This is a genomic window from Pseudomonas sp. 7-41 (assembly GCF_021233075.1).
In the GTDB taxonomy this organism is placed as follows: domain Bacteria; phylum Pseudomonadota; class Gammaproteobacteria; order Pseudomonadales; family Pseudomonadaceae; genus Aquipseudomonas; species Aquipseudomonas veronii.
Map to the genome: position 1 here is coordinate 4,200,820 of NZ_CP089551.1, position 23,615 is coordinate 4,224,434.

Genomic DNA, 23,615 nt, shown 5'->3' on the forward strand with positions numbered 1-23,615 from the left:
CAAGGCGGCGTAGGCTGCGGCGAGGGGTTTGGCTGTGACGAAACGATGAACCCGAGGTTGCGGGCTGGCGGTATCGGCCCACCCCAAAATCAACTGAACAGGTAGGGTCCAATGTGGGAGGGGGCTTGCCCCCGATGAGGGAGTGTCAGCCAAAGATGCATAGATTGACCCATCGCAATCGGGGGCAAGCCCCCTCCCACATTCAGGTCACCAGTTGGTTGATCTCGATGATTGGCAACAGCACCGCCATCACGATCACCAGCACCACCGCGCCCATCACCACGATCATCAATGGCTCGAGCAACGCGGTCACGCCCATGGCACGGCGTTCGATGTCCCGCGACAGGGTCTGCGCCGCGCGTTCGAGCATGGGCGGCAGTGAGCCGGTTTTTTCACCGCTGGCGATCAGGTGGATCAGCACCGGTGGGAACACCTTCTCCACCGCCAGCGCCGGAGCGAGGTTGACGCCCTCGCGCACTTTGGCGGTGGCGTCGTTGACGCACTGGCTCAGGCGCTCGTTGGACAGGGTCTGGCGCGCGGCTTCGAGGGCGCGCAACAGCGGCACGCCAGCACCGCCGAGGATCGCCAGGGTCGAGGCAAATCGGGCGGTGTTCAGGCCCAGCACAAAGCGCCCGATCAGCGGCAGGCGCAGCACGCGGCTGTGCCAGTTCAAGCGCGCCACCGGGTCGCGCAGGTACAAGCGCCAGCCCCAGAAGCTGCCGACGATCCCGGCAAAACACAGCCAACCCCAGGCGCGGATAAAGTCGCTGGCGTTGAGCATCGCCAGGGTCAGCCCCGGCAGGTCCTGGCGCGCCTGGGAGAACGCGCTGACCACCTGGGGCACCACGTAGCTGAGCAGGAAAATCACAATGCCGATGGACACCAGCCCCACCACGCCGGGGTAGATGAATGCGGTGAGGATCTTGCCGCGCAGGTTGTTGCGCTCCTCGATGTAGTCGGCCAGGCGCTCCATCACCTGGGCCAGGTCGCCGGACTCCTCCCCCGCCGCGATCAGCGCACGGTAGATCGACGGAAAGTCCCGTGGCCGTGCCGCCAGGGCATCGGCCAGGCGCATGCCGCCGCGCACATCGGCGCGCACAGCGGCCAGGGTCTGGGCGATGTGTTTTTTCTCGGCCTGTTCCACCGTCGCGCTCAGCGCCGCTTCCAACGGCAGGCTGGCGCCGAGCAGGCTCGCCAGTTGCCGCGTGGCCCAGGCCAGGTCGTTGTCCGACAGCTTGGCGCTGAACAGGCTGCTGCCGCCCGCGGCCTGTTGATTGCCTTCGACCTGCACCAGAAGCGCGGTCAGGCCACGGCTGCGCAACGCGGCAAACGCCGCGCTCTGGCTGTCCGCCTCCAGGTGCCCGGCCTCGACCTTGCCGCTGGCGTCGGCGGCTTCATAGCGATAGCGATTCATCAGGCGTCCCGTGTTACGCGCAGGATTTCTTCGGCCGCGGTGGTGCCGCTGCGCACCCAGCGCTCGCCGTCTTCACGCATGCTGAACATGCCGGCGCGGCGTGCCGCCAGACGCAGCTCCTGCTCGCCAGCGCCCTGGTGGATCAGGCTGCGCACCTCGTCGTCGACGCAGAACAATTCATGGATACCGGTACGCCCGCTGTAGCCGATCTGGTTGCACTGCGCGCAGCCCACCGGGCGCCAGGTGCCCGGCACGGCCGGGTCTGCCTGCTTGCAGTGCGGGCACAGGCGCCGCACCAGGCGCTGGGCCAACACGCCCAACAGTGAAGACGCCAGCAGGAACGGTTCGACGCCCATATCGATCAGGCGGTTGACCGCCGACACCGCATCGTTAGTGTGCAGGGTGGCGAGCACCAGGTGGCCGGTGAGCGAGGCTTGCACGGCGATCTGGGCGGTCTCCAGGTCGCGGATTTCGCCGATCATGATGATGTCCGGGTCCTGGCGCAGGATCGCACGCAAGGCCAGGCCGAAGGTCATGTCGATCTTGGCGTTGACCTGGATCTGGCTGATGCCCGGCAAGTCGTACTCCACCGGGTCTTCGACAGTGAGGATATTGCTGGTGCTCGCATCCAGCCGCGCCAGCGCGGCATAGAGGCTGGTGGTCTTGCCGCTGCCGGTGGGCCCGGTGACCAACACGATGCCGTGGGGCTGGCGGATCAGCGTGTCGAGGCGCGCCAGCAGTTGCGGCTCCATGCCCAGGGTCTCCAGTTGCAGGCGCCCGGCCTGCTTGTCCAGCAAGCGCATCACTACGCGCTCGCCATGCCCGGTGGGCACTGTCGACACGCGGATATCAATCGGCCGCCCGGCCACGCGCAGGGCGATGCGGCCGTCCTGGGGCAGGCGTTTTTCGGCGATGTCGAGCTGGGCCATGATCTTGATCCGCGACACCAGCGCGCCATGCAGCGCCTTGCGCGGCGAGACCACGTCGCGCAGGGTGCCGTCGACGCGGTAGCGCACCACGGAGTGGGTTTCGTAGGGTTCGATATGGATATCACTGGCCTCATCGCGGGCGGCCTGGGTCAGCAAGGCGTTGATCATGCGGATCACCGGCGCGCCGTCCTGGGTGTCGAGCAGGTCGGTGATCTCGGGCATGTCCTGCATCAGGCGGTCGAGGTCGACTTCGTTTTCGGCGGCACCGACCACCGCAGCGGCGCTGCCGGTGTCGGCATAGGCGCTGGCGAGCAGGCCGTCGAGTTCGTCGTCGCGCACCTGTTCAAGGCGGCTCTGGCCGAACTGACGTTGCACTTCGCTGATCGACCAGCCGGGGGTGGACGGGCAGACCGTCAGCAGCAGGCCGGCCTCGCCGGGACGCAGGAGGATGCGTTGGGATTTGGCCCAGGCGTAGGGCAGCAGGCTCATGGGGTTGACCCTTTTGGATTGAGTACATATCCGTTGCTGCGGTAACGGCGGCTTATGGTTCCGCCCTCACGGCGGGCCGCCGCGCACTGTAAATGTGGGAGGGGGCTTGCCCCCGATAGCGGTGTGTCAGTCAATTCATCTGTAACTGAACCACCGCTATCGGGGGCAAGCCCCCTCCCACATTTTGAAGCGGTGAGTGCCCAGGAATTCTCAGTCAAATCCGACTGCACCCGTCTGGGCACTGCATTGATTGCAGCGGAGTTGTGGCACAAATCCAGGCCATGAAAAAACACCGCCCCCCCGCGTAAACACGATGCGAAGCGAGCCGCTTTTGATCTTAAACCACGCAAGCCTGCGTTCGGGCACACCGAGCCCAAGCGAGGTGCCGAGTGGTGGGGCAAGGGCCCTTTGGTTACTTTGGGGTTTTTCCAAAGTGACCCGCCGTGAGGGCGGAACCATAAGCCGCCGTTAGCGAAGCCCCGGATATGCACTCGCTCAACATCAATCACGAGCCGGCACCGCCCTGATCACCGCCCTCGGCCCAGCCCCCGGAATCGCCTTCTCCACCGACGGCAACTGCGGTGCCTGCACATCCGGCATTGCCCAACTGCGCTCCGGCTGCAAGCCTCCCTGGGCGCGGCGCATGAACTCATAGCGGTTCAACGTGATACTGCGCCCCGCGCCACTGTCGCGAATGATGTAAGGGCGCAAAAACACCATCAGGTTGGTCTTGTTCACACTGCGCTTTTCATTGCGAAACAGCGCGCCCAACCCCGGAATATCCGACAGCCACGGCACCGCGTCATTGCTCTGGCTGTAGCCGTCCTGCAACAACCCGCCGAGCACCATGATCTGCCCGTCGTCCAACAGGATGCTGGTATCGATCGCCCGCTTGTTGGTCACCGTGCCCGCGTCCACCGACGCCCGCGCGTCCACGCTGCTGACTTCCTGGTAGATATCCAGCTTCACCGTGCCGCCTTCGGAAATCTGCGGGCGCACGTTGAGCTTGAGCCCCACTTCTTCGCGCTGCACGGTCTGGAACGGGTTGTTGCTGGTGCCGCCGCCGCCCGTCACATAGCTGCCGGTGACGAACGGAATGGTCTGCCCGACAAAAATGCTCGCGGCTTCGTTGTCCAGGGTCAACAGGTTCGGTGTCGACAGCACGTTGGTGCCGCCCTTGCTCTTCAAGGCGCGGGCCAGCACTTTAAGGTCGAGCACCTTGCCGATCCCGGGGATGTCGACGCTGCCATCGACCAGGCCGATATTCAGGCCCTTGGGCAGCACATCGATGCTGGTCTTGCTGGTCGACGTGCCATTCACCCCGCTGCCCCCCAGGTTCACCCCGCCAAAACCGCCCTTGCCGCCGAGGTTGCCGGCCTGCCACTGCACGCCGAACTCGCTGGCGTCGTCTTCGTTGACTTCGACGATCAGGCTTTCGATCACCACCTGGGCGCGGCGCTGGTCAAGCATGTCGATCACTTCGCGCAGGTTGCGGTACAGCGGGTCCGGCGCGGAGATCAGCAAGGTGTTGGTGGTGGCGTCGGCCTGGATCGTCACGCCGCCGGCGCTGAACGCGGTGTTCTGATCGCTGGGGCTGCTGCCGGTCGCCGGTTTGTCCTGGCCATACCCGGCCTGCACGCCGCTGCCGGTGGGCGTGCCGCTGCTGTTCTGCGCGGTGCTGTTGCCCTGGGTGCTCTGGGCATTGCCGCCCATGGCACTGAGCTTGCCCCGCGCCTCGTCGCTGACGCCGGACTCGCTCTCGCCGGTGAGCAAGCCGCGCAGCGACTGCGCCAGCTTGCCGGCCTGGGCGTTGCGCAGGTAGACCACGTGCATGTTGCTCGGGTTGCTCTGGGCATTGTCGAGTTTGTAGATCAGGTTGCGCGCCAGCTCGGTGCGCTCGGGGCTGCCGGAACGGATGATGATCGAGTTGGAGCGCGGGTCACCGATCACGTTGATCTTCTGGGTCTGGTCGGCGCCCTGGGTTTCCAGGAGTTCGCTGACCATGGCGGCGATGTCCACGGCGATGCCGTTCTGCACCATCACCACGTCGGTGTCGATGGCGCTGGGGGTGTCGATGCCGTCGATGATCTGCGCCACTCGCGCAAGGTTTTCCGCGTAATCGGTGATGACGATGCTGTTGTTGCCCGGGTAGGCGTTGATCGGGTTGTTCGGCGACACGATCGGGCGCAGCACCGGGATCAGGTTCACCGCGTTTTCATATTGCAGGCGAAAGGTGCGGGTCTGCATGCCGCTGCTGCCGGCGCTGTAGATCGGCCCGCCGAGCAACTTCGCATCGGCCTCCGGCACCACCTGGGCCACGCCGCCGACGTCGACCACGCTGAAGCCCTGCATGCGCAGCGCAGCCAGCAGCATGTCGTAGGCTTGATGCGCCGGCACCTGGCCTTCGCTGACCAGGGTCAGGCTGCCTTTGACTCGAGGGTCGACCAGAAACTGCTGGCCGGTGGCACGGGACAGCGCGCGCACCACCGCCTGGATATCGGCATCGACAAAATTCAACTGCACCGGCTGATCGCCCAGTGGGTTGCGCGTCTTGACCGCAGCCGGCGCGTGGCCACGGGCGCTGTTGGTCAGCGGGTGCTGGACGCGGGGCTTGGGCGCCGGCTCGCGCTGGCGCTCCAGCACGCTCTCGCTGCTGCGCCGGGTGTCGGCCAGGGGCTGGCCGAGTTCGCTGTCCACCTGCAACGGCTTGGTCGGCGACGGGGTGTTGCTGCACGCGCTCAAGGCCAGTAACAGCAGCGGCGCGATCTTGCGAAAAGGCGCAGGGTTGGGGACTGACCACTTCATGAAGCTTCCTTAGCGCCAAGCGCCTGATCCATGCGAACGGTCCCGGACACAGTGCCGGCCGAGTTGTCGATAGCGTCCGCGCTACGCCGCAAGCGCGCCTCGGACACCTCCAGGGAAAACGAACGGGGATTGCCCAGTAACCAGTCCATCACCGCATCGGCCGGCGCGTTGTCGAAGCTCAGGCGCCAGGCGCCGGCATCCAGCGCCTGCAACTGGTAGCGACCTTGCAGGCCGGCGCTGTCCAGGGCCTGTTGCAGCGTGGCGGCATCGGCGGGCCGCGGCGCCGCGACGCCCTGCAACAGCGCGTGCAAGGTGGCGGCCTGGGTGCGCAACTTGGGGGTTTCGGCCTGCCAATACGCGATCGTCTTCAAGGGCGGCTGAATCAGCACCAGCCAGGTCAACAGACCTGCCAGCACCAGGCCGGCGCCGCTGAGCATGCGTTGTTCGCGCAGGGCCAGGCCGCTCCAGAACGCCTGGGCCTGGCTGCGTAGACGGCGCCACTTATTCATCGACGGCTCCCGGTTTTTCGGCGGTTTCCACCGGACCCAACGTCCAGCCATGCTCATCGCGGGTCGCGCTAAACCCGGCCTGGGCCAGCGCCGCTTGCCCATCGCCCGGCGCCGTCGGGCTACGGCTGTCGGCCAGCAAGCCCACGTGCAAGCGGCCCTGTTCGAAGCTCAGGTTGTCGACGTTGCCGACCATGAACGGCAGGCTGCTGCCGGCTACTTGCAGCAGGCTGCCAAAGCGCTGGGCGGGGTCGGCGGCGGCGCCGGTTTGGCGGGCGGCCAACTGTTGGCGGGCCTGCTGCAAGGGGTTGAGGATCACCGGTAATTCGGGGAAGGCCTGGCGCACCTGCTGACTCAGCAGCGCCTTGAGCTGCTGGCCTTCGCCCGCCTGGCGCGCGGCGTACAGGTTCAGGCCCAGGGTCCAGACGGCAGTGGCCAGGGCGACAGCGGCCAACGCCCTGCCCCAGCCACCGCTCGCCGGTGGGTTGAGGCGGCCGTGCAAGCCCCAGCCAGGCACGGCGCCACTCCAGCGTTGCGCCTCCGGCGCCAGCGGCACCTCCAGCCCTTGATCCAACACCTGTTGCCCGAGCGGATGCACCGCCGTTTGGTGCAGGCTATGGCGTGTCAGCAAATAACCGTCGTGCATGGCCGCGGTGCCGAGCGGCAAGGCATACGGCGCCGGGTACAGGCCGCGCAACCTGAACTGGCCCTGCACCAACACCTGGCCCAGGCGCTCCAACCCGGCCTTGGACACCCAGGCCACCTGCACGCGCCCATCGCTGTCGCGCGGGCCGTGGGCCACCTGCATCTGCTCCACCGGCCCGAGGATCAACGCCTGTGCGGCACAGGCCACGGCGGCGGCGGTTTTGGTGGCGGCCAGCGGCGGCAGCTCGAGGCTGGTCGACAGGCTGTCGGCGGGGTGCAGAAAGCACTCCACCGACGGCTTGGACCGGCCCAACTGCAACAGGCTTTCGCAACCCTCGCTCACCACGGCGCCACGCTCCAGCCAGGCAAATTGCACCTGGCTGTCGACCGTCAGTTGATCGAGTGGCGGCAAGCCGATCCGCAGGCGTTTCATGCGCCCACCCGCGACCAGATCACCTGGGGCCGGCGGTCTTCGGGGCGATGCAACAACGCGTCGATCGTTACCCGGCGCTGTTCACGGCGTACCTGGCCCTGCAGGCGAAACCACTCGCTGGTAATGCCCACCTGCACGCTGTCCACCGCCACTTGGGGCAGGTGCAGGCGGTTGACGAAATCGCCACGGTTGATAAACCAGCGCCCGCTGTCGCGCTCGGCCACCAATGCCTGGGCCTGGGCCAGGCTGAGTTCCGGCACCACCGCGCTGAGCACTTCGGCGCTGGCGGTGTTGCCGTTGACCCAGGTATTGCCGGGCAGCACGCCGACGAAGGTCTGCAGGCGTCGCAGCAGCAGCGGGTCGAGCCCTTCGATACCGCTCAGGTCATCCAGGCTGCGCAGCATCGGGTAGCGCGCCGGCAGCAGCGTCTTGTCGGTACGTTGATCATAGGAGGCGATCACTCGCCGGCTGATACGTCGGCTCACGGCCGGGTCGATGTCGATCAGGCGGCACAGGCGCTCGAAAGCTTGCAGTTGTTCGGCGTCCAGCCGCTGGCGATTGACCAGGTTGCGCAGGTTGAACTTGCCCTGCTCGTCCTCCAGGCGCCCTTCAAACGCCCCGCCCTGGGGCCGCGCCCACGGCTGATCGAGGCGCGTCAGCACGTCCTTCTGGCGCGCCTCCCACAGCAACAGGCGGCTGTGTTCCAGGCGACCTTGCAACAGCCACTGACCCTGAATGCGCAATTGCTCGGCCTCCACGCTGCGGGTGAATACGCTCTGGCGCGTGAGCATGGCGCCGGCGATCACCGCCACCACCGCCGCGATCAGCAACGCGCTGATAATCGCCATGCCGCGCTGCTTCGCCGCTGCGGGCGAATCCCGTTTCATCGCGCGCCTTACAGCTGCCAGGAGCCGATATCGGCATTCACGCCGTCGCCATCCGGTTGGCCGTCGGCGCCCAGGGAGAACACATCGACCTCGCCGTTGGCGCCTGGGTTGAGATAGTGATAAGGACGGCCCCACGGGTCATTGGGCAGACGGTCGAGGTAGGCGCGCCAGTTGCTGTTTTTCGCATCCGCCGGGCGTTCCACCAGCACTTTGAGGCCCTGGTTCATCGTCGGGTAACTGCCGTGGTCGAGGCGATAGAGTTTCAGCGCCTGCATCAACCCGCCGATGTCCTGTTTCGCCGCGGTGGCCCGCGCCTGGTCCGGACGGTCGAGTACCTTGGGCACCACCATCGCCGCCAGAATCCCGAGAATGACCACCACCACCATGATCTCGATCAGAGTGAAGCCACGCTGGCCGCGAGGGCCTGGCAGTGGGGATGTTAGGCGTGCGATATCCATCTCGACATTCCTTGGCTTGAGTGCATTTCGGGGCGCAGTGTTGCAAGAACACATGTCAGTCGTATTGAAAATCCTCGGGAGTTTCGGTCGCCAATCGGTCAACTGCCAGCGCTAGGCTGCGCACCTGTTTCCAGGCTTTGAGAACGCCATGCGCAGGCACCGCAACGAGCGAGGTTTTACCCTGATTGAAGTGCTGGTGGCGCTGGCGATCATCGCGGTGGCCATGGCCGCGGCCGTGCGCGTGGCCGGGTTGATGACCCAGAGCAACGGCCTGTTGCGCGACAAGTCGATGGCGATGCTGGCGGCGCAAAGCCGGCTGGCGGAGTTGCAGTTGGAGGGGCGGTTGAGCAGCGGTAAGAAGACCTTCGCGTGCGATCAGGGCCGCTTGAAACTGCGTTGCGAGCAGACCCTCAGCAACAGCCCCGACAGTCAGTTGGTGCAGGTCGATGTGCAGGTGCGGGACGCCAGCCGCGAGGCGCCGCCGTTGGCGCGCCTGGCGACGACCCTGGCCAGGCCGCAGGTCAAGGCCGAGTGAGGCGTGGCAATGCGGGCGCCTGCGGCAACGTGTCGAGCTGCACGCGCACCTTCTCGCCGCCGCGTTCGATCTCGACACCGTCGCCCGCGATGGCCGTCAAGCGCACGCCGGGGCTGAGGCGCTCGCCGAGCAGAAAACTGCGCGGCGGGCCATCGTTGAGGCTGAGGATCGCCACCGCACCCCGCGCTCCGGCCAAGACCCCCGAGACCTTGACCTGCAATGCCGTCGGCGCCGTGGAAAACCACTGCAACGCCGGGTTATCGCTGCGCGCCGCCAACACCTCGGCGGCCGCCGGCGGCGTGTGGGATTCGGCGGAAGTGAGCAGCAACGGCGTCCAAACCGCCACGCCGGCCAACGCGGCAACCACGGCCAGTGCCTGCACGCCGAGGGCGGGAGAAAAACGAAGGGCAAGTGCCATGGGTGGACCTCCTGTTTGTCCGTGGCATCAGCCTACAGGCCAATTCGCACGTTTTTATTTCATAACCTCGCCAGCTTTCCAGGTGCCGCCCCATGAAACAGCAAGGTTTCACCCTGATCGAACTGATGGTGGTGCTGGTGATCATCGGCATTGCCAGCGCCGCCATCAGCCTGACCATCAAGCCCGACCCGCTGCACCTGCTGCGCAAGGATGCCGAGCGTTTGAGTCAGTTGCTGCAAGTAGCCCAGGCCGAAGCCCGCGCCGATGGGCGGCCGATCACCTGGCGCGCGGACGCCAAGGGTTTCCGCTTCAACCGTCGCAGCGATGACGGCCTCGGCGTGGAGTCATTCCAGGGCGACGCCCAACTGCGCCCGCGCCTATGGGAGAGCACGCCGATGCAGGTCACGATCGAGCCCCGGCAAACCTTGGTGCTCGACGCCGAATGGATCAACCCGCCGGTGCGGGTCGAGCTGTCCGACGGGCAACACCGCCTCAGCCTGCAACGTGATGCCGCCGGTTTGATGCGCGTGGTGAGCCAGCCATGAGTGCCTCGCAGAAAGGCTTCACGCTGATTGAGGTGATGGTGGCGATCATGCTGATGGCGCTGGTCAGCCTCATCGCCTGGCGCGGCCTCGACAGCGTGACCCGTGCGGATCAGCACTTGCAGGCCAGCACGGAACAGACCGAGGCGTTGTTGCGGGCGCTGAACCAGTTGCAGCGCGATCTCAACATGCGCGCCAGCGTGGAGCTGAGCGTGCCGGCTTCTCTGCAAGCCGATAAAACCAAGCCCAGCGGGTTGGCGGCGGTGACGGTGCGCAGTTCCGACAGCAAGGGCTTTCGCCTGGACGTGATCCGCAGCGCGCCAGTCGCGGCGGATGGGCTGCAACGGGTGCGGTGGTGGCTCAAGGGCGACAGCCTGTACCGCGCAGCCGCACCGGCGCGGGATCGCTTTCCGTTGCCGGCGGCTAAGGATGGGGTGGTGGTGTTGACCGGGGTCAGTGATCTGCAGGTGCGGGTTTGGGAGGCGGACAAGGGCTGGCGGCAGTTGAGCGGGAATCGGCGGGAAGATCCGCTGGGGCTGGAGGTGAGCCTGGTGCGGCAGACGGCGCAGGGGGTGGAGCGGTATCGGCAGGTGGTGGGGCCGCTTTGGTAGGGGTGGGTGATGGGGGCATATTCGTTTTTTCGGTAATGGCGGCGGCTGAGTGCATATTCGTTTTTTTGGTAATGGCGGCTTGGGGTTTTGATGGGGGACATATCCGTTTTTTTGGTAACGGCGGCTTAGGGTTCCGCTCTTACAGCGGGTCACTTTGGAAAAGCCCCAAAGTAACCAAAGGGCTCTTGCCCCACCACTCGGCACCTCGCCTAGGCTCGGTGTGCCCGAACGCAGGCATTACTCCGCGGGCCGCCGTCACGGGCCATCCATGGCCCGGGACGGCTAAACCGGCATCCCTGCCGGTTTACCCGCTGCGTAATACCTGCGTTCGGCCAGCGTGGTTTTACGGGGCGCCTAAGATCAAGATCAAGAGCAGATCAAAAGCAGAGCAGAGCAAGGTCTATCTGATCTATGAGATCCAAATGTGGGAGGGGGCTTGCCCCCGATAGCGGTGGGTCAGTCATGCATGTAGTGACTGACATATTGCTATCGGGGGCAAGCCCCCTCCCACATTTTTGACCCGGTTCGGCTTCCAGGATCAGGTCGGCTATAAGGCCGCCTCGCTTTGGCTTTTGATCTTAGGCGAGGCACCGAGTGGTTTTACGGGGCGCCTAAGATCAAGATCAAGATCAAGAGCAGATCAAAAGCAGAGCAAGGTCTATCTGATCTATGGAGATCCAAATGTGGGAGGGGGCTTGCCCCCGATAGCGGTGGGTCAGTCATGCATGTAGTGGCTGACATATTGCTATCGGGGGCAAGCCCCCTCCCACATTTTTGACCCGGTTCGGCTTCCAGGATCAGGTCAGCTATAAGGCCGCCTCGCTTTGGCTTTTGATCTTAGGCGAGGCACCGAGTGGTTTTACGGGGCGCCTAAGATCAAGATCAAGATCAAGAGCAGATCAAAAGCAGAGCAAGGTCTATCTGATCTATGGAGATCCAAATGTGGGAGGGGGCTTGCCCCCGATAGCGGTGGGTCAGTCATGCATGTAGTGGCTGACATATTGCTATCGGGGGCAAGCCCCCTCCCACATTTTTGACCCGGTTCGGCTTCCAGGATCAGGTCGGCTATAAGGCCGCCTCGCTTTGGCTTTTGATCTTAGGCGAGGCACCAAGTGGTGGGGCAAGAGCCCTTTGGTTACTTTGGGGCTTTTTGTACGGACCGGAACCATAAGCCGCCGTAACCTAAATAACGGATATGTACTCAATCCAACCCAATCCAAAAAAAATGCCCGGTCAACCTAACTCAACAACACCACCCCCCCCGGCAATTCCGTACACTTCGCCCCATACGCATCACGAATCAACAACGCCACCCCCGCCAACTGCTGCAAACTGAACCGCGCCTGCACCCGGCGCTGGCCCAGTTGTTTGTTCAATAACACCAACATCCCCGGCCGGTAGCGATTGATCTCGTCCACCACCGTCGCCAGCGTCGCGTTGTTGAACACCAGCACCTGCTCGCGCCAAGCCACCACCGCCTGGGCGTCCACCGTCTCCACCGCGCCGATCCCGGCGGCGCCATAGGTGAGTTGCCGGCCACTCTCCATGTGTACAGTGCGTCCGGCGACATCCACCGACAGCCACCCTTCGATACAGGTGACGCACACGTTGCGATCGGTATGCCGCACATTGAACCGCGCCTGCGCCGCACTGACCCAGCCGGCGCCGGCCTGGACCTTGAGCGGCTGGGCCACATGGGCGAGCACTTCGACTTCGCCTTCGAGCAATTCGATCCCCTGCCCCACCCGGCTGATGCGCGTCTGGGTATTGAGTTCCAGGCTCACGCCGTCGCTCAACAGTACCTGGCGCTGCTCGCCGACCGCAGTGCGATAGTCCGCGGTCAAGCCGGCCAGCCCACCCGAGGCGCCGACGCCCACCATCACCAACGCCGCCGACGCCGCTATTGCGCCGCCGAGGAAGGCTCGCCGGCCAAAATGGCGCGGGGGCTGCGCCTGTTCAGCCGCTGTGCCCACTTGCCGCCATAACGTCTTGGCCTGCTCGAACGCCTGGGCATGCTCCGGGCTCTGGGCGCACCACGCTTTCAGGGCCTTGGCATCGGCTACGGTGGCCCGACCCGAGGTCAGCAGAAGCAGCCAGTCGCGGGCTTCATCGTGCAATGGGCTGGCGGGGGTTGCCCGGGCGGTGGAGAGGCTAAAAATGTTCAAGCGCGCAAATACTCACGGATTTATCAGGGACTCAACACTAAGACGGTTTTCCGGCCCCGGGACCGAACCGCTGGATCACTTTTCTTTCCAGGCGCTTGGCACAGTGGCCCAGGGCGGCCTTGATTTCCTTTTCGACCATGCGCGTGGAAATGCCGAAACGTTGGGAGATTTCCAGGTGCGGCGCTTCTTCCAGGCGCGCGGCGATGAGGATCTTGCGACGGCGCGCCGGCAGTTCGTAGAGCGCCTTGACCAGGGACTGGATTTCTTTCTGCCCGCCCACTACCCGCGAGGGGTCCTGGGCTTCATCGGCGCTTTGCAGCAGCTCTTCGACTTCGCTGCCGGTCAACAGCCGGGCGTCGGCTTCGCGGCGATCGGCGGCGATGTTCAAGGCCATGCGGTACAGGTAGGCATTGGGCTGCGCCAGGTTCGGCGGCATGTCCATGCGATCGACGCGCAGGTAGGTTTCGTGCAGCACATCGTTGGCCAGGTCCTCCGAGCCCAGGCGCTTGCGCAGACGCACCTTGAACTCCTCGTAGGACGCCAGGAACAGGCTGACCATCGTGCTGTGCCCGGAATCTTTCATCCGCCCCAGGCTCCTTTCCCTGCTGTGCATTCCATGCGCGTTCCTGTTGTGTCGGGCATCAAAAGTAAAGTCACCGGCTGGCGCAGCGAGCTCGGCGCCGGGCGTTCGACCCGGGCAGCGCCCAGGCTGCGCACCAGGGCTTCATCGCGTTGTTCATCGCCGGTGGAACTGACCAACCGGCTGTATTCGATCAACCCCTGAGGGCTGACCCAGACCTGCACCAGCGCTCTGAAGCTGCCGGGGTGGGTCAACGGCGAACGGCACAGGCTGGTTTCGATCGCCTGTTGCAACGCCGCGGCATAGCTGTTGTTGATCCGTGCTGCGTTGCGTGCCGATGCACCACGGGCGGCAGGGGGTTGGCTGACCTCGGGCAGTTGCAAGGTGAACGCGTCACTGCGTGCATAGCGCGCCATCAGGCCACTCCCCGTCAGCAACATCGCCAAAGCCTCCTGCGCCGTGAAGCGCCCGCGCACGCTGATGGAGCGCCGGCCCCGCGTCAGTTCACGGTCGACCAGCACCGCCATGCCGGTGGCGCGGCTGTACGCTTGCAGTGCGTGTTCCAGATCTTGTGCCGGCAGGTCCAGTATCAACAGCGGCGGCTCTGCCCTCGCCGGGGTACCCAGCGCCAGCAGCAACAGCAAGGCCAGGGCACCGATGGCGCGCCGCAAGCCCCACTGTTCCCCCCCCGCTCTGCATCGCTGCACGGCCGACGTGTCCTTGAAAACCGTCATCCTGAGGCCAGTTTATGAACCTGATGTTACGGTGATAGCAAAAAAAACATCACGGTGATGGGAAACCCGCTGCACTACACTTTCAAGCCTTATCGGCCCAATTCCCCGGGCCCGCCAGGAGGCCCCATGAAGCGACTCCCCACCCTCGCCAGCCTGTTGCTGTGTACCGCGCTGCCCCTGCTCGCCCACGCCGAAACCGCCGCCAAAGGCTGCACCGAGGTGACGGTGGATGGCTATAAGGCTCCTGACTATGGCTGCCTGGGCCAGCAGATGGGCAACAACGCGGACGCGGCCAAGGCGGCGCAGAAAAACCGCGAGGCGCAGAACGTACCGGTGCAGAAGCGGCCGCCGAATCAGGTGGGACTGTCCACCCCGGCGGCGACCAGCATTCGCATGGGCAATACGTTCGGGACGTCGGTCAAACCGCAGCGGCCTTGAACCTCTGACAAGCCATCAAGGCTGAACCGCTCAACCGAGCACGCCCATACAATTCGCTTGGCTGCCCTACCCCCTAATCTCCTGACTTTCCAAAAAGGCGGGAGAGTAGGCATGTACAAAAAAGTGAGAACGGTATCGCTGGCATTGACGCTGTTGACCGGCGCCATGATGAACTGCGCCTTTGCGGCGACGCCAGCGGTCGCCGTGGCACCGCAATATGACACTAGCCATGTGTACGTCGCCCCGGCCGATGTGGACCGTTTCACCCAGAGCTTCCTCGCCACTTTCGGCGGCAGGAGCACGCCCCAGGTGGTGGTGAATGTGCTGCCGGTGCCCAGCAGCACCACCTCGCAGTTGCTGCAGACGCCAGCAGGCACAGTGTCGCTGTTTGGCTTCACCACCCCCATCCCGCATCCGTTCGGCCAGGAGCGCAACGGCTATCTGGTCAAGGACATGGACGCAGCGCTCAAAGCCGCCCGGGACAACGGTGCGGCGGTGATCGTCAGCGATTTTCCCGACCCGATTGGCCGGGACGCGGTGATCCAATGGCCAGGTGGTGTGAACATGCAGCTCTACTGGCACACCAAGACCCCAGACTACGCGGCGTTCCAGACCCTACCGGAAAACCGCGTTTACCTCTCCGCCGATCGCGCCGACACGTTCATCCGGTCGTTCCTGGGCTTCTCCCATGGCAAGGTGCTGGCCGATGACAAGCACGCATCCGCGGTCGACGTGGGCCAGGTCAGCGGCACCTACCGGCGCGTCGAGATCGAATCGCCGTTCGGACGCATGACGGTGCTGGTCACTAACGGCCAACTGCCCTACCCGTTTGGGCATGAAACCACCGGCTACCAAGTGGCGGACCTGACCGCCACGCTCGGTAAAGCCACCGGCTCGGGTGCCAAAGTGCTGGTGCCGGCCTTCACCAGTAAAAACCGGCGCAGCGCGCTGGTTGAATTCCCGGGCGGCTATATCGCGGAAATTCACCAGCTCAATACGGTGCACTGAGCCCATGCCAATGACTCGACGCACCGGCTGGGGCCTGGCTGTGCTGTGGCCGCTGCTCGCCAGCAGTGGCCATGCAGACGAGTTGGCCACGCGACCGGCGATCAAGACCAACCGCTGGCAGGAAGACTGGTCCGTACTCAGCGATCCGGCGCTGCGCACGCAGCCACTGGACAGCTTGAAGTACCTCCCGCTGTCCAGCGCCAACCCATTCACCTACCTGTCCCTCGGCGCAACATTGCGCGAGCGCTTCGAGATGAACGATGCCAGCGGTTTTGGCGTACACAACGTGGCCCGTGATAGCTACTTGCTCCAACGCTTCCAGGTCCATGCTGACCTGCACTTGAATGAAAACTGGCGTGTGTTCACCCAACTCGAAGATGTGCGGGCCTACGACAAGACCACGATCGGCGGCGCCGATCAGAACCGCGTGGACCTACGCCTGGCCTTCGCCGAATACATCAACACCTTCGACGCCGGCACCTTCAAGAGCCGTATCGGCCGCCAGGACTTTGCCTTTGACTTGCAGCGTTTCATCTCGTCGCGGGACGGCCCGAATGTACGGCAATCCTTTGATGCGCTGTGGGCCGACTGGGAGACCCGTCAGTGGCGCTTTATCGGCATCGCCAGCCAGCCGGTGCAGTATCAGGACGGGCGGCACTTCGACGACACATCCAACAGCGATGCGCGCTTTCATATGCTGCGGGTCGAGCGACTGGTAGGCGGCAAGAATGAACTGTCAGCCTACTACGGCGTGTATGAGCGCAGCGCCGCGCACTATCTGGATGCGGACGGCGATGAAACCCGGCATTTCGTCGACGCACGCCTGGGCGGGGCGGCCCAGGGTTTCGACTGGGACATCGAAGCCATGCTGCAAAGCGGCTCGGTAGGCCACAAGGACATTCGCGCCTGGGCCGGCGGCAGCCGCACCGGATACACCTTCGATAGCCTGGCGTGGAAACCGCGCATCGGCCTGCAATTGGATATTGCCTCGGGCGACCGTAAAGCCGGCGACGGCACCCTCGGCACTTTCAACCCGCTGTTTCCCAACGGCTACTATTTTTCCCTGGCGGGCTATACGGGCTACAGCAACCTGATTCACGTCAAGCCCTCGATCACCGTTCAGCCTGTCGACAAGCTGAGCGTGCAGACCGCCGTCGGCCTGCTCTGGCGGCAGACCACCAGCGACGCGGTCTACACCCAGCCGAACTTGCCGGTCGCCGGCACCGCAGGCCAGGGTGATCGCTGGACCGGCGCTTACGCTCAACTGCGTACCGACTATGTATTTACGCCAAACCTCAGCGGCGCGGTTGAAGCGGTGCATTACGCAGTCGGCCGGACCTTGCGCGATGCCGGAGGCGACGACAGTAATTATTTGGGGGTAGAGCTCAAGTTCAGTTGGTGAACCCAAGCAAGCACACCCATACAAGCCCGTTGCCCGGTTTGGGGCAATAGTGATCCTGACGTTTTTCGTTCCTCAACCAAGGAGTTTTCCATGAGCACATTCGTTGCCAAAGACGGTACCCAGATCTACTTCAAGGACTGGGGCAGCGGTAAACCCGTGTTGTTCAGCCATGGCTGGCCGCTGGATGCCGACATGTGGGAATACCAGATGGAATACCTGAGCAGCCGCGGCTTTCGCACCATTGCGTTTGACCGCCGGGGTTTCGGGCGCTCGGATCAGCCGTGGAGCGGTAACGACTACAACACCTTTGCCGACGATATCGCCCAACTGATCGAACACCTGGACCTCAAGGACGTAACCCTGGTCGGCTTTTCCATGGGTGGCGGCGACGTCGCACGTTACATCGCCCGCCACGGCAGTGCCCGTGTCGCCGGCCTGGTGCTGCTGGGCGCGGTGACGCCGCTGTTCGGTCAGAAACCGGACTACCCGCAGGGTGTGCCCACCGATGTGTTCGACGGTATCAAGGCCGGCCTGCTGAAGGATCGGGCGCAGTTCATTGCTGATTTCAACCTGCCGTTCTTCGGCATCAACAAAGGTCAGAAAGTCTCCGCCGGCGTACTGACGCAAACCCTGCAGATCGCCCTGCTGGCATCGCTCAAGTCGACCGTGGATTGCGTCACCGCCTTCTCCGAGACCGACTTCCGCCCGGACATGGCCAAGATCGACGTGCCGACCCTGGTGATCCACGGCGATGGCGACCAGATCGTACCGTTCGAAACCACCGGCAAGGTAGCGGCCGAGATGATCAAGGGTGCCGAGCTGAAGGTCTACAAAGACGCGCCGCACGGGTTTGCAGTGACCCACGCCCAGGCATTGAACGAAGACCTGCTGGCGTTCCTGAACCGCTGAACCGCTTAGATCCCGCTCTCCTTATTTGGCCGGGCTTGCCCGGCCTTTTTTTGCTCAGGCAAAACGCTGACCGAGGGTGAAGCGACCCGGCCCGGCGATCAGCACGCTGGTGAAAATGATCAACAGCAGCCAGCCGAACTGCCCTTCCAGCAACGTCCACTCCGGGTGCACCACCAGCATCGCGATCAACAGCACCGCGAGGATCGGCAGGCAGGCCAGGCGCACCAGCACCCCGGCGATGATCAACAGCGGGCACAGCACTTCGGCGCCAATCGCCAGCAGCAACGTAACGTGAGCGCCGAGGTGAAACGGGTCTTCGATCAGTTTCAATTGCTCGCTGTAATTGAGCAGTTTGGGCATGCCATGCACCCAACACAGAAACAGTGCGCCGCTGACCCGCAGAAACAGCAGACCCACATCCTGATTTCTTGATTCGTTCATAAGCGACCTGTCCGTGAGATGACTGCCGCCGATTGTGTGCGCAAAGATGCCGGCGAGCTTGCAAGCGTGTGCTGACCTCAGTCCCCGGTGCCGGCAAACCCCGCGACGATTTCATCGATCACCACCCGCACCCGCGCGGTGTGGCGCAGGTCGGCGTGGGTCACCAGCCAGACGTCGTAAGGCATCGGCCGAGTCCGCTCCGGCCAGAGACGCACCAGCCCGTCGCGTTCGCCGGTACACACCGGCATCTCACCGATACCGATGCCGGCGGCAATGGAACGGCGCACCAGCAGGCCGGAGCTCAGGGTGGCCGCGATGCGGCCGCGGCCCAGGGGTTCGCAGACCAGGGTCATGTCCTTCTGGCTCTGCAGATAGGCGTGGTACACCACCAGATCATGGCCTTCGAACAGGCTGCCGGGCTCCGGTGCGCCGTGGCGATCGATATAAGCCTGGGAGGCAAACAACCCAACCGGCCAACGTGCGATACGCCGCGCGATCAGGTCAGGGCTGTCCGGGCGCATGTTACGCACGGCGATGTCGGTTTCGCGCTTGGCCAGGCTGAGAAACTGGGTGGACGCGTCCAGATGCACGCGCACGTCGGGGTGCTGCTCGTGCAAGCGGGCAATCGCCGGGATCAGAAAATCGATGGCCAACGAGTCGGTGGTACTGACCCGCACGGTGCCGGTCAGGCGTTCGTCCAAGCCTTGTATCTGGCGCTCCAGCTCGAGGGCCGAGCGCTCCATTTTTTCCACGCTGCGCAGGGCGGCTTCGCCGACGGCGGTCAGCGCGTAGCCTTCGGAGGTGCGCAGGAACAGGGTGGCGCTCAAGGACTTTTCCAGCGCGTTGATCCGTCGGCCGACGGTGGCCTGGTCAACCCCCAGCACCCGCGCCGCGCCACGTAAGGTCGACTCGCGGCACACCGCCAGGAAGACCCGTGCATCGTCCCAATTCATGCCCTCTCCTTATGCTGCATATATGCATCGATGCGCCGCATACTCGCAGCGTTATTGCATCATGCAACGGGGCTATGCTGAGCGCCAGAGAAAACCCTCAGGACCGCCGTCATGCCCGACACTCACACCCCGCCCCGCCGCGCACTGTGGTTACCGATCTTCGCCGGCCTGTGCGCCAGCCTGGTCAGCATCGGTCTGGCGCGCTTCGCCTATACCCCGCTGATCCCCTCGCTGATCCAGGCTCACTGGTTTGCCGCCAGTGACGTGGTGTACCTCGGCGCCGCCAACCTGGTGGGCTACCTGGTCGGCGCACTGATCGGACGGCCCCTCGCCCGGCGCACCTCGAACACGGCCGCCTTGCGGCTGATGATTGTGGCCGTGACCCTGGCGTTCTTTGCCTGTGGCTTTCCCTTGTCGTTGCTCTGGTTCTTCGCCTGGCGCCTGCTGTCGGGCATCGCCGGGGGCGCGATCATGGTGCTGGTGGCGGCGACGGTGTTGCCCCACGTACCCGCGGCGCGTCGGGGCCTGGCCAGCGGCGCGATCTTCCTCGGCATCGGCCTGGGCATTGCAGGCTCCGGGACGATTGTGCCGCCGTTGTTGAGCCTGGGTTTGCAACAGACGTGGTTCGGCCTGGGCCTGTTGGCGCTGGTATTGACGGCAGCGAGCTGGTTCGGCTGGCCTTCGGGCACCCTGCATGAAGCGGCACCGCAAGCCAACGCATCCGTCGCGACCCCGCCGGGCGTATACCTGCTGTTTGGGCAATACGCGTTCATGGCCGCCGGGTTGGTGCCAGCCATGGTGTTCCTGGTGGACTACGTCGCCCGTGGCCTGGGGGCCGGGCCGCACGTCGGGGCGATGATCTGGGTAATGTACGGCCTGGGGGCGATTGTCGGCCCGGTCACGTATGGATTTCTCGCCGACAAGCTCGGTGCGCGCCTGAGCATCCGCCTGGTGCTGGCGGTGCAGGCGATTACGATCGGCCTGCTGCCGATCTCCAGTTCGTTCACCGCGTTGGCGCTGCTGGCGGTGATCCTCGGTTCGTTCCCGCCGGGTATCGTGCCGCTGGCATTGGCGCGGGTTCATGAGCTGGTGCCCAACCATCACCATCAACAGCTCGCCTGGAGCCGCGCAACGGTATCTTTCGCCACGTTCCAGGCGCTGGCAGGCTTTGCCTACTCGGCGCTGTTCAACGGCAGCGGCGGCCAGCATGCCCTGTTGTTCATGATCGCGGCCGGGGCCATCGTGGTCGCGCTGCTGCTGGAACTGGGCATGATCCTGCTGAACCGCCGCCCGTCAGAGGCGGTCCCAACCCATACGCTCATCGCCACAGGAACTCTCGAATGACGCTCCCGCACGAAATGACCCTGATCGAAATCACCCAGCCCGGCGGCCCCGACGTCCTGCAACCGCGGCGGGTCGCCGTACCGGTGGCGGGCCCCGGCGAGATCCTGATCCGTGTGCAGGCGGCCGGGGTCAATCGCCCGGACGCCCTGCAACGCGCCGGCAAGTACCCGCTGAAACCCGGCATGAGCCTGATTCCGGGGCTGGAAGTGGCCGGTGAAGTGGTGGCGCTCGGCGACGGCGTCAGCGCATACGCCATTGGCGACAAGGTGTGTGCCCTGACCAATGGCGGCGGCTATGCGCAGTTTTGCGCGGTGCCCGCCAGCCAGGCGTTGCCGATCCCCAAGGGCATGGACTGGATTCAAGCCGCCGCCGTGCCGGAAACGTTCTTCACGGTGTGGTCCAACCTGTTCGGCCTCGCCGGCGCGCATAAAGGCCAGCGCGTGTTGATCCACGGCGGCACCAGTGGCATCGGCACCACCGCGCTGATGCTCTGCCGCGAATTCGGTATCGAGGCCTTCGCCACCGCCGGCAGCGCCGACAAATGCGCCGCCATCGCCAAGCTGGGCGCCGAACCGATCAACTACCGCGAGCAGGACTTCGCCGACGTCATCGCACAGAAGACCGCCGATCAGGGGGTTGATGTAATCCTCGACATCATGGGGGCCTCGTACCTGAACAATAACCTCAAGGCCCTGGCCATGGACGGTCACCTGGTCATGCTCGGCTTTCTCGGCGGCGGCAAGGCGCATGACGTCGACCTGCTGACCATCCTCGGCAAACGCGCGGTGATAACCGGTTCACTGTTGCGCCCCCGCACCCGCGAGGAAAAGGCCGTGATCGCCGAACAGCTGCGCGAACAGGTATGGCCTGTGCTGGCCGCCGGGCGTTGCCTGCCGATCATCGACAAGGTCTACGCCTACACCGACGCCGCCCAGGCCCATGCCCGGATGGAAGGTGGGGATCATATCGGCAAGATTGTGTTGCAGGTGGCGTGACGCCTGATGCCGTCACTGTCGGGCCTTGGCAGGGCCCGACAGCTCGCACAAGAAATGACCTATTGGGCATGCACCGGGTAATCGATATAGCCCACTTCATTGCCACCATACATCCCCTCCGCCCGCAGCGGATTCAACGGCCAGCCATTGAAGAGCCGTTGCGGTAAGTCCGGGTTGGCAATGAAGGGCCGCCCGAACGCAATCAGGTCGGCCAACCCCGCGTCGACCAACCGCGCACCGCGCTCGGCGGTGTAACGCCCGGCGTAGATAATCCGCCCGGTAAAGGTGTCACGCACGGCCTGACGGAACGTGTCGGGCAGGTCGGGGGCGTTGTCCCAGTCGGCTTCGGCAATCGAGACATAGGCGATGCCCGCCGCTTGCAGCACCTTGATCGCTTCCAGGTAGGTGTGGTGCGGGTCGTCTTCCACCAGGCCGATGTACACGCGGTCCTCGTCGGTGCCGCTGAACAACGGCGAAAAGCGCACGCCCAGGCGTTGCGGGCCGACCACCTGGCTCACAGCCTCGACAATCTCCCGCAAAAAACGCAGACGGTTGTGCAGCGAACCACCGTACTCGTCGTCGCGCTGGTTGGCGTGGGCCGAGATGAACTGGTTGACCAGGTAACCGTTGGCCGCATGGATCTCCACCCCGTCAAACCCGGCGTCCAACGCATTGCGTGCCGCCTGTGCGTAGTGCCCGACCAATGCCTTGACCTCAAGGGTGGTCAAGGCACGGGGCACGGGCGGTTGGACCAGTTCACCCTGGCCAGGCCCGGTGGCGATGAACGCCTTCGCCTGTTCGGCCTGGAGCGCGGACGGTGCGACGGGCGCGGCGCCGTCAGGCTGCAACGCATTGTGGGACACCCGGCCCACATGCCAGAGCTGGGCGAAGATCACCCCGCCTTCGGCATGCACCGCGTCGGTGACGGTGCGCCAACCGTCGATCTGCGCCGGGGTGTAGATGCCCGGCGTCCAGGCGTAACCCTGGCCACGCGGCTCGATCTGGGTGCCCTCGCTGACCATGAAACCGGCCGAGGCCCGTTGACGGTAATACTCGGCCATCAGCTCGGTGGCGACATCGCCGGGTTGCGCGCTGCGTTGACGCGTCAGCGGTGGCAGGACGACGCGGTTGGCCAAGGTGTGATGCCCGAGTTTTATCGGGGTACTTAAAACACTGTGGGTCATTTGAAAGATTCCAAATTCAGGACGAGCGAAACCGTTGGCGGCTCTTGAGAGCCGCCAATCCATGCAGGTTTAAAACCGTTGATTAACTTATGCGGTGAGCTTCAGCAGGGCCTTGGCAACAGCGCTGGAACTGGCAGGGTTCTGCCCGGTGACCAGCAAACCGTCTTCAAGCACAAAGGATTGCCAATCGGCGCCCTTCTCATACTTGCCGCCCAGTGCCTTGAAATCGTTTTCGATCAGGAACGGCACCACATCGGTCAGGCCGACCGCGGCTTCTTCCGCGTTGGAAAAGCCAGTGACGCGACGGCCCTTGACCAGCGGCTCACCATTGACCGCCTTGACGTGGCGCAAGGCACCCGGTGCGTGGCAGACAAAACCGATGGGCTTGCCGGCCCGCTCGAACGCCTCGATCAGGGCGATGGACACCGGCGACTCCGCCAGGTCCCACAGTGGGCCGTGGCCACCTGGATAGAACACGGTGTCGAAGTCGGCGGTGTTGATCGTGTCCAGCTTGACGGTGCTGGCCAGGGCCTGCTGCGCGGCCGGGTCGGCGGCAAAGCGGCGGGTCTGTTCGGTCTGCGCATCCGCTTGATCGCTCACCGGGTCCAGTGGCGGTTGGCCGCCGGCCGGGGACGCCAGCACCACATCGGCGCCGGCGTCCTTGAACACGTAGTACGGTGCGGCAAATTCTTCGAGCCAGAAACCGGTCTTGCGCCCGGTATCGCCCAGCTGGTCGTGAGAGGTCAGTACCATTAATACTTTCATGTTCCAGTGCCTCGATAGGGTTAAG

General features: G+C 64.5%; 24 protein-coding genes. 9 read left to right on the forward strand and 15 right to left on the reverse strand.

From position 1 onward, the window contains the following. Positions 1-202 precede the first annotated feature (202 nt). From gspF to gspG, 7 genes are all read right to left on the reverse strand, one after another. Entirely contained in the window at positions 203-1,414 is a 1,212-nt protein-coding gene (gene gspF, locus LQ249_RS18630; RefSeq protein WP_232565755.1) for a type II secretion system inner membrane protein GspF, read from the reverse strand. After that, positions 1,414-2,832: a type II secretion system ATPase GspE gene (gspE, locus tag LQ249_RS18635; RefSeq protein WP_057004372.1), complete on the reverse strand. Its 1,419-nt coding sequence runs from the start codon at positions 2,830-2,832 to the stop codon at positions 1,414-1,416. Before gspE ends, gspF begins: the two co-directional genes overlap by 1 nt. A 501-nt stretch (positions 2,833-3,333) precedes the next feature. Beyond that, complete coding sequence (gene gspD, locus LQ249_RS18640) at positions 3,334-5,637, reverse strand: type II secretion system secretin GspD (protein ID WP_232565756.1); 2,304 nt, start codon at positions 5,635-5,637, stop codon at positions 3,334-3,336. Further along, positions 5,634-6,146 carry a type II secretion system protein GspM gene (gene gspM, locus LQ249_RS18645; RefSeq protein WP_232565757.1) on the reverse strand — a complete coding sequence of 171 codons (513 nt, stop codon included), beginning with the start codon at positions 6,144-6,146 and terminating at the stop codon, positions 5,634-5,636. The genes gspD and gspM overlap by 4 nt, the downstream gene beginning before the upstream one ends. Next, entirely contained in the window at positions 6,139-7,221 is a 1,083-nt protein-coding gene (gene gspL / locus LQ249_RS18650; RefSeq protein WP_046383042.1) for a type II secretion system protein GspL, read from the reverse strand. The genes gspM and gspL overlap by 8 nt, the downstream gene beginning before the upstream one ends. Beyond that, positions 7,218-8,108: a type II secretion system minor pseudopilin GspK gene (gspK, locus tag LQ249_RS18655; protein WP_017849136.1), complete on the reverse strand. Its 891-nt coding sequence runs from the start codon at positions 8,106-8,108 to the stop codon at positions 7,218-7,220. The genes gspL and gspK overlap by 4 nt, the downstream gene beginning before the upstream one ends. Before the next feature lie 8 nt (positions 8,109-8,116). After that, entirely contained in the window at positions 8,117-8,566 is a 450-nt protein-coding gene (gene gspG / locus LQ249_RS18660; protein ID WP_108525149.1) for a type II secretion system major pseudopilin GspG, read from the reverse strand. A 148-nt stretch (positions 8,567-8,714) separates the two neighbouring features. On the opposite strand from gspG, the gene gspI reads away from it, so the two are divergent. After that, positions 8,715-9,101 (forward strand): type II secretion system minor pseudopilin GspI, encoded by a 387-nt coding sequence (gene gspI / locus LQ249_RS18665; protein WP_017849134.1) that lies wholly within the window; start codon positions 8,715-8,717, stop codon positions 9,099-9,101. Here gspI and LQ249_RS18670 read toward each other — a convergent pair. Beyond that, a complete protein-coding gene (locus LQ249_RS18670; protein ID WP_079444148.1) occupies positions 9,088-9,519 on the reverse strand; it encodes a type II secretion system protein N in 432 nt (143 codons plus the stop codon). The genes gspI and LQ249_RS18670 overlap by 14 nt on opposite strands. A 92-nt stretch (positions 9,520-9,611) precedes the next feature. Here LQ249_RS18670 and gspH point away from each other — a divergent pair, with 92 nt between their 5' ends. Further along, positions 9,612-10,064 carry a type II secretion system minor pseudopilin GspH gene (gene gspH, locus LQ249_RS18675; RefSeq protein ID WP_057004377.1) on the forward strand — a complete coding sequence of 151 codons (453 nt, stop codon included), beginning with the start codon at positions 9,612-9,614 and terminating at the stop codon, positions 10,062-10,064. After that, the gene (locus LQ249_RS18680) at positions 10,061-10,672 is read left to right on the forward strand and encodes a type II secretion system protein GspJ (protein WP_046383039.1); all 612 of its coding nucleotides are present in this window, start codon (positions 10,061-10,063) and stop codon (positions 10,670-10,672) included. Before gspH ends, LQ249_RS18680 begins: the two co-directional genes overlap by 4 nt. Positions 10,673-11,910: 1,238 nt before the next feature. On the opposite strand, the gene LQ249_RS18685 is transcribed toward LQ249_RS18680, so the two are convergent. The 3 genes from LQ249_RS18685 to LQ249_RS18695 are packed head-to-tail and all read right to left on the reverse strand — an operon-like array spanning position 11,911 to position 14,061. Further along, entirely contained in the window at positions 11,911-12,837 is a 927-nt protein-coding gene (locus LQ249_RS18685) for a FecR family protein (RefSeq protein WP_232565758.1), read from the reverse strand. Between the two features lie 37 nt (positions 12,838-12,874). After that, the gene (locus LQ249_RS18690) at positions 12,875-13,420 is read right to left on the reverse strand and encodes an RNA polymerase sigma factor (protein ID WP_017846682.1); all 546 of its coding nucleotides are present in this window, start codon (positions 13,418-13,420) and stop codon (positions 12,875-12,877) included. Continuing rightward, complete coding sequence (locus tag LQ249_RS18695) at positions 13,417-14,061, reverse strand: secretin and TonB N-terminal domain-containing protein (protein WP_126588347.1); 645 nt, start codon at positions 14,059-14,061, stop codon at positions 13,417-13,419. Before LQ249_RS18695 ends, LQ249_RS18690 begins: the two co-directional genes overlap by 4 nt. A 216-nt stretch (positions 14,062-14,277) precedes the next feature. Here LQ249_RS18695 and LQ249_RS18700 point away from each other — a divergent pair, with 216 nt between their 5' ends. The 4 genes from LQ249_RS18700 to LQ249_RS18715 all read left to right on the forward strand — a co-directional run bounded on the left by LQ249_RS18700 (position 14,278) and on the right by LQ249_RS18715 (position 17,908). Further along, the gene (locus LQ249_RS18700) at positions 14,278-14,589 is read left to right on the forward strand and encodes a hypothetical protein (RefSeq protein ID WP_046383038.1); all 312 of its coding nucleotides are present in this window, start codon (positions 14,278-14,280) and stop codon (positions 14,587-14,589) included. Positions 14,590-14,700: 111 nt separating this feature from the next. Further along, positions 14,701-15,597, forward strand: coding sequence for a hypothetical protein (locus LQ249_RS18705; protein WP_057004379.1), 897 nt, complete (start codon positions 14,701-14,703; stop codon positions 15,595-15,597). Positions 15,598-15,607: 10 nt separating this feature from the next. Beyond that, positions 15,608-16,999: an alginate export family protein gene (locus tag LQ249_RS18710; RefSeq protein ID WP_026139986.1), complete on the forward strand. Its 1,392-nt coding sequence runs from the start codon at positions 15,608-15,610 to the stop codon at positions 16,997-16,999. 90 nt (positions 17,000-17,089) lie between these two features. Next, positions 17,090-17,908 (forward strand): alpha/beta fold hydrolase, encoded by an 819-nt coding sequence (locus tag LQ249_RS18715; protein WP_232565759.1) that lies wholly within the window; start codon positions 17,090-17,092, stop codon positions 17,906-17,908. A gap of 54 nt (positions 17,909-17,962) precedes the next feature. Here the strand turns inward: LQ249_RS18715 and LQ249_RS18720 are convergent, their stop codons facing one another. Together LQ249_RS18720 and LQ249_RS18725 are read right to left on the reverse strand one after the other, a co-directional pair. Beyond that, positions 17,963-18,349 (reverse strand): DoxX family protein, encoded by a 387-nt coding sequence (locus LQ249_RS18720; RefSeq protein ID WP_026139987.1) that lies wholly within the window; start codon positions 18,347-18,349, stop codon positions 17,963-17,965. Between the two features lie 77 nt (positions 18,350-18,426). Next, entirely contained in the window at positions 18,427-19,302 is an 876-nt protein-coding gene (locus tag LQ249_RS18725; RefSeq protein WP_057004381.1) for a LysR family transcriptional regulator, read from the reverse strand. A 111-nt stretch (positions 19,303-19,413) separates the two neighbouring features. Here LQ249_RS18725 and LQ249_RS18730 point away from each other — a divergent pair, with 111 nt between their 5' ends. Together LQ249_RS18730 and LQ249_RS18735 are read left to right on the forward strand one after the other, a co-directional pair. Beyond that, on the forward strand, positions 19,414-20,646 hold the full coding sequence (locus LQ249_RS18730) for a YbfB/YjiJ family MFS transporter (protein ID WP_232565760.1): 1,233 nt from the start codon (positions 19,414-19,416) through the stop codon (positions 20,644-20,646). Continuing rightward, positions 20,643-21,641 (forward strand): NAD(P)H-quinone oxidoreductase, encoded by a 999-nt coding sequence (locus tag LQ249_RS18735; protein WP_232565761.1) that lies wholly within the window; start codon positions 20,643-20,645, stop codon positions 21,639-21,641. The genes LQ249_RS18730 and LQ249_RS18735 overlap by 4 nt, the downstream gene beginning before the upstream one ends. A 59-nt stretch (positions 21,642-21,700) precedes the next feature. Here the strand turns inward: LQ249_RS18735 and LQ249_RS18740 are convergent, their stop codons facing one another. Both LQ249_RS18740 and LQ249_RS18745 read right to left on the reverse strand, forming a co-directional pair. Continuing rightward, entirely contained in the window at positions 21,701-22,825 is a 1,125-nt protein-coding gene (locus tag LQ249_RS18740; RefSeq protein ID WP_126587229.1) for an alkene reductase, read from the reverse strand. A gap of 87 nt (positions 22,826-22,912) precedes the next feature. Next, on the reverse strand, positions 22,913-23,590 hold the full coding sequence (locus LQ249_RS18745) for a type 1 glutamine amidotransferase domain-containing protein (RefSeq protein ID WP_177030094.1): 678 nt from the start codon (positions 23,588-23,590) through the stop codon (positions 22,913-22,915). Between the last annotated feature and the right edge of the window lie 25 nt (positions 23,591-23,615).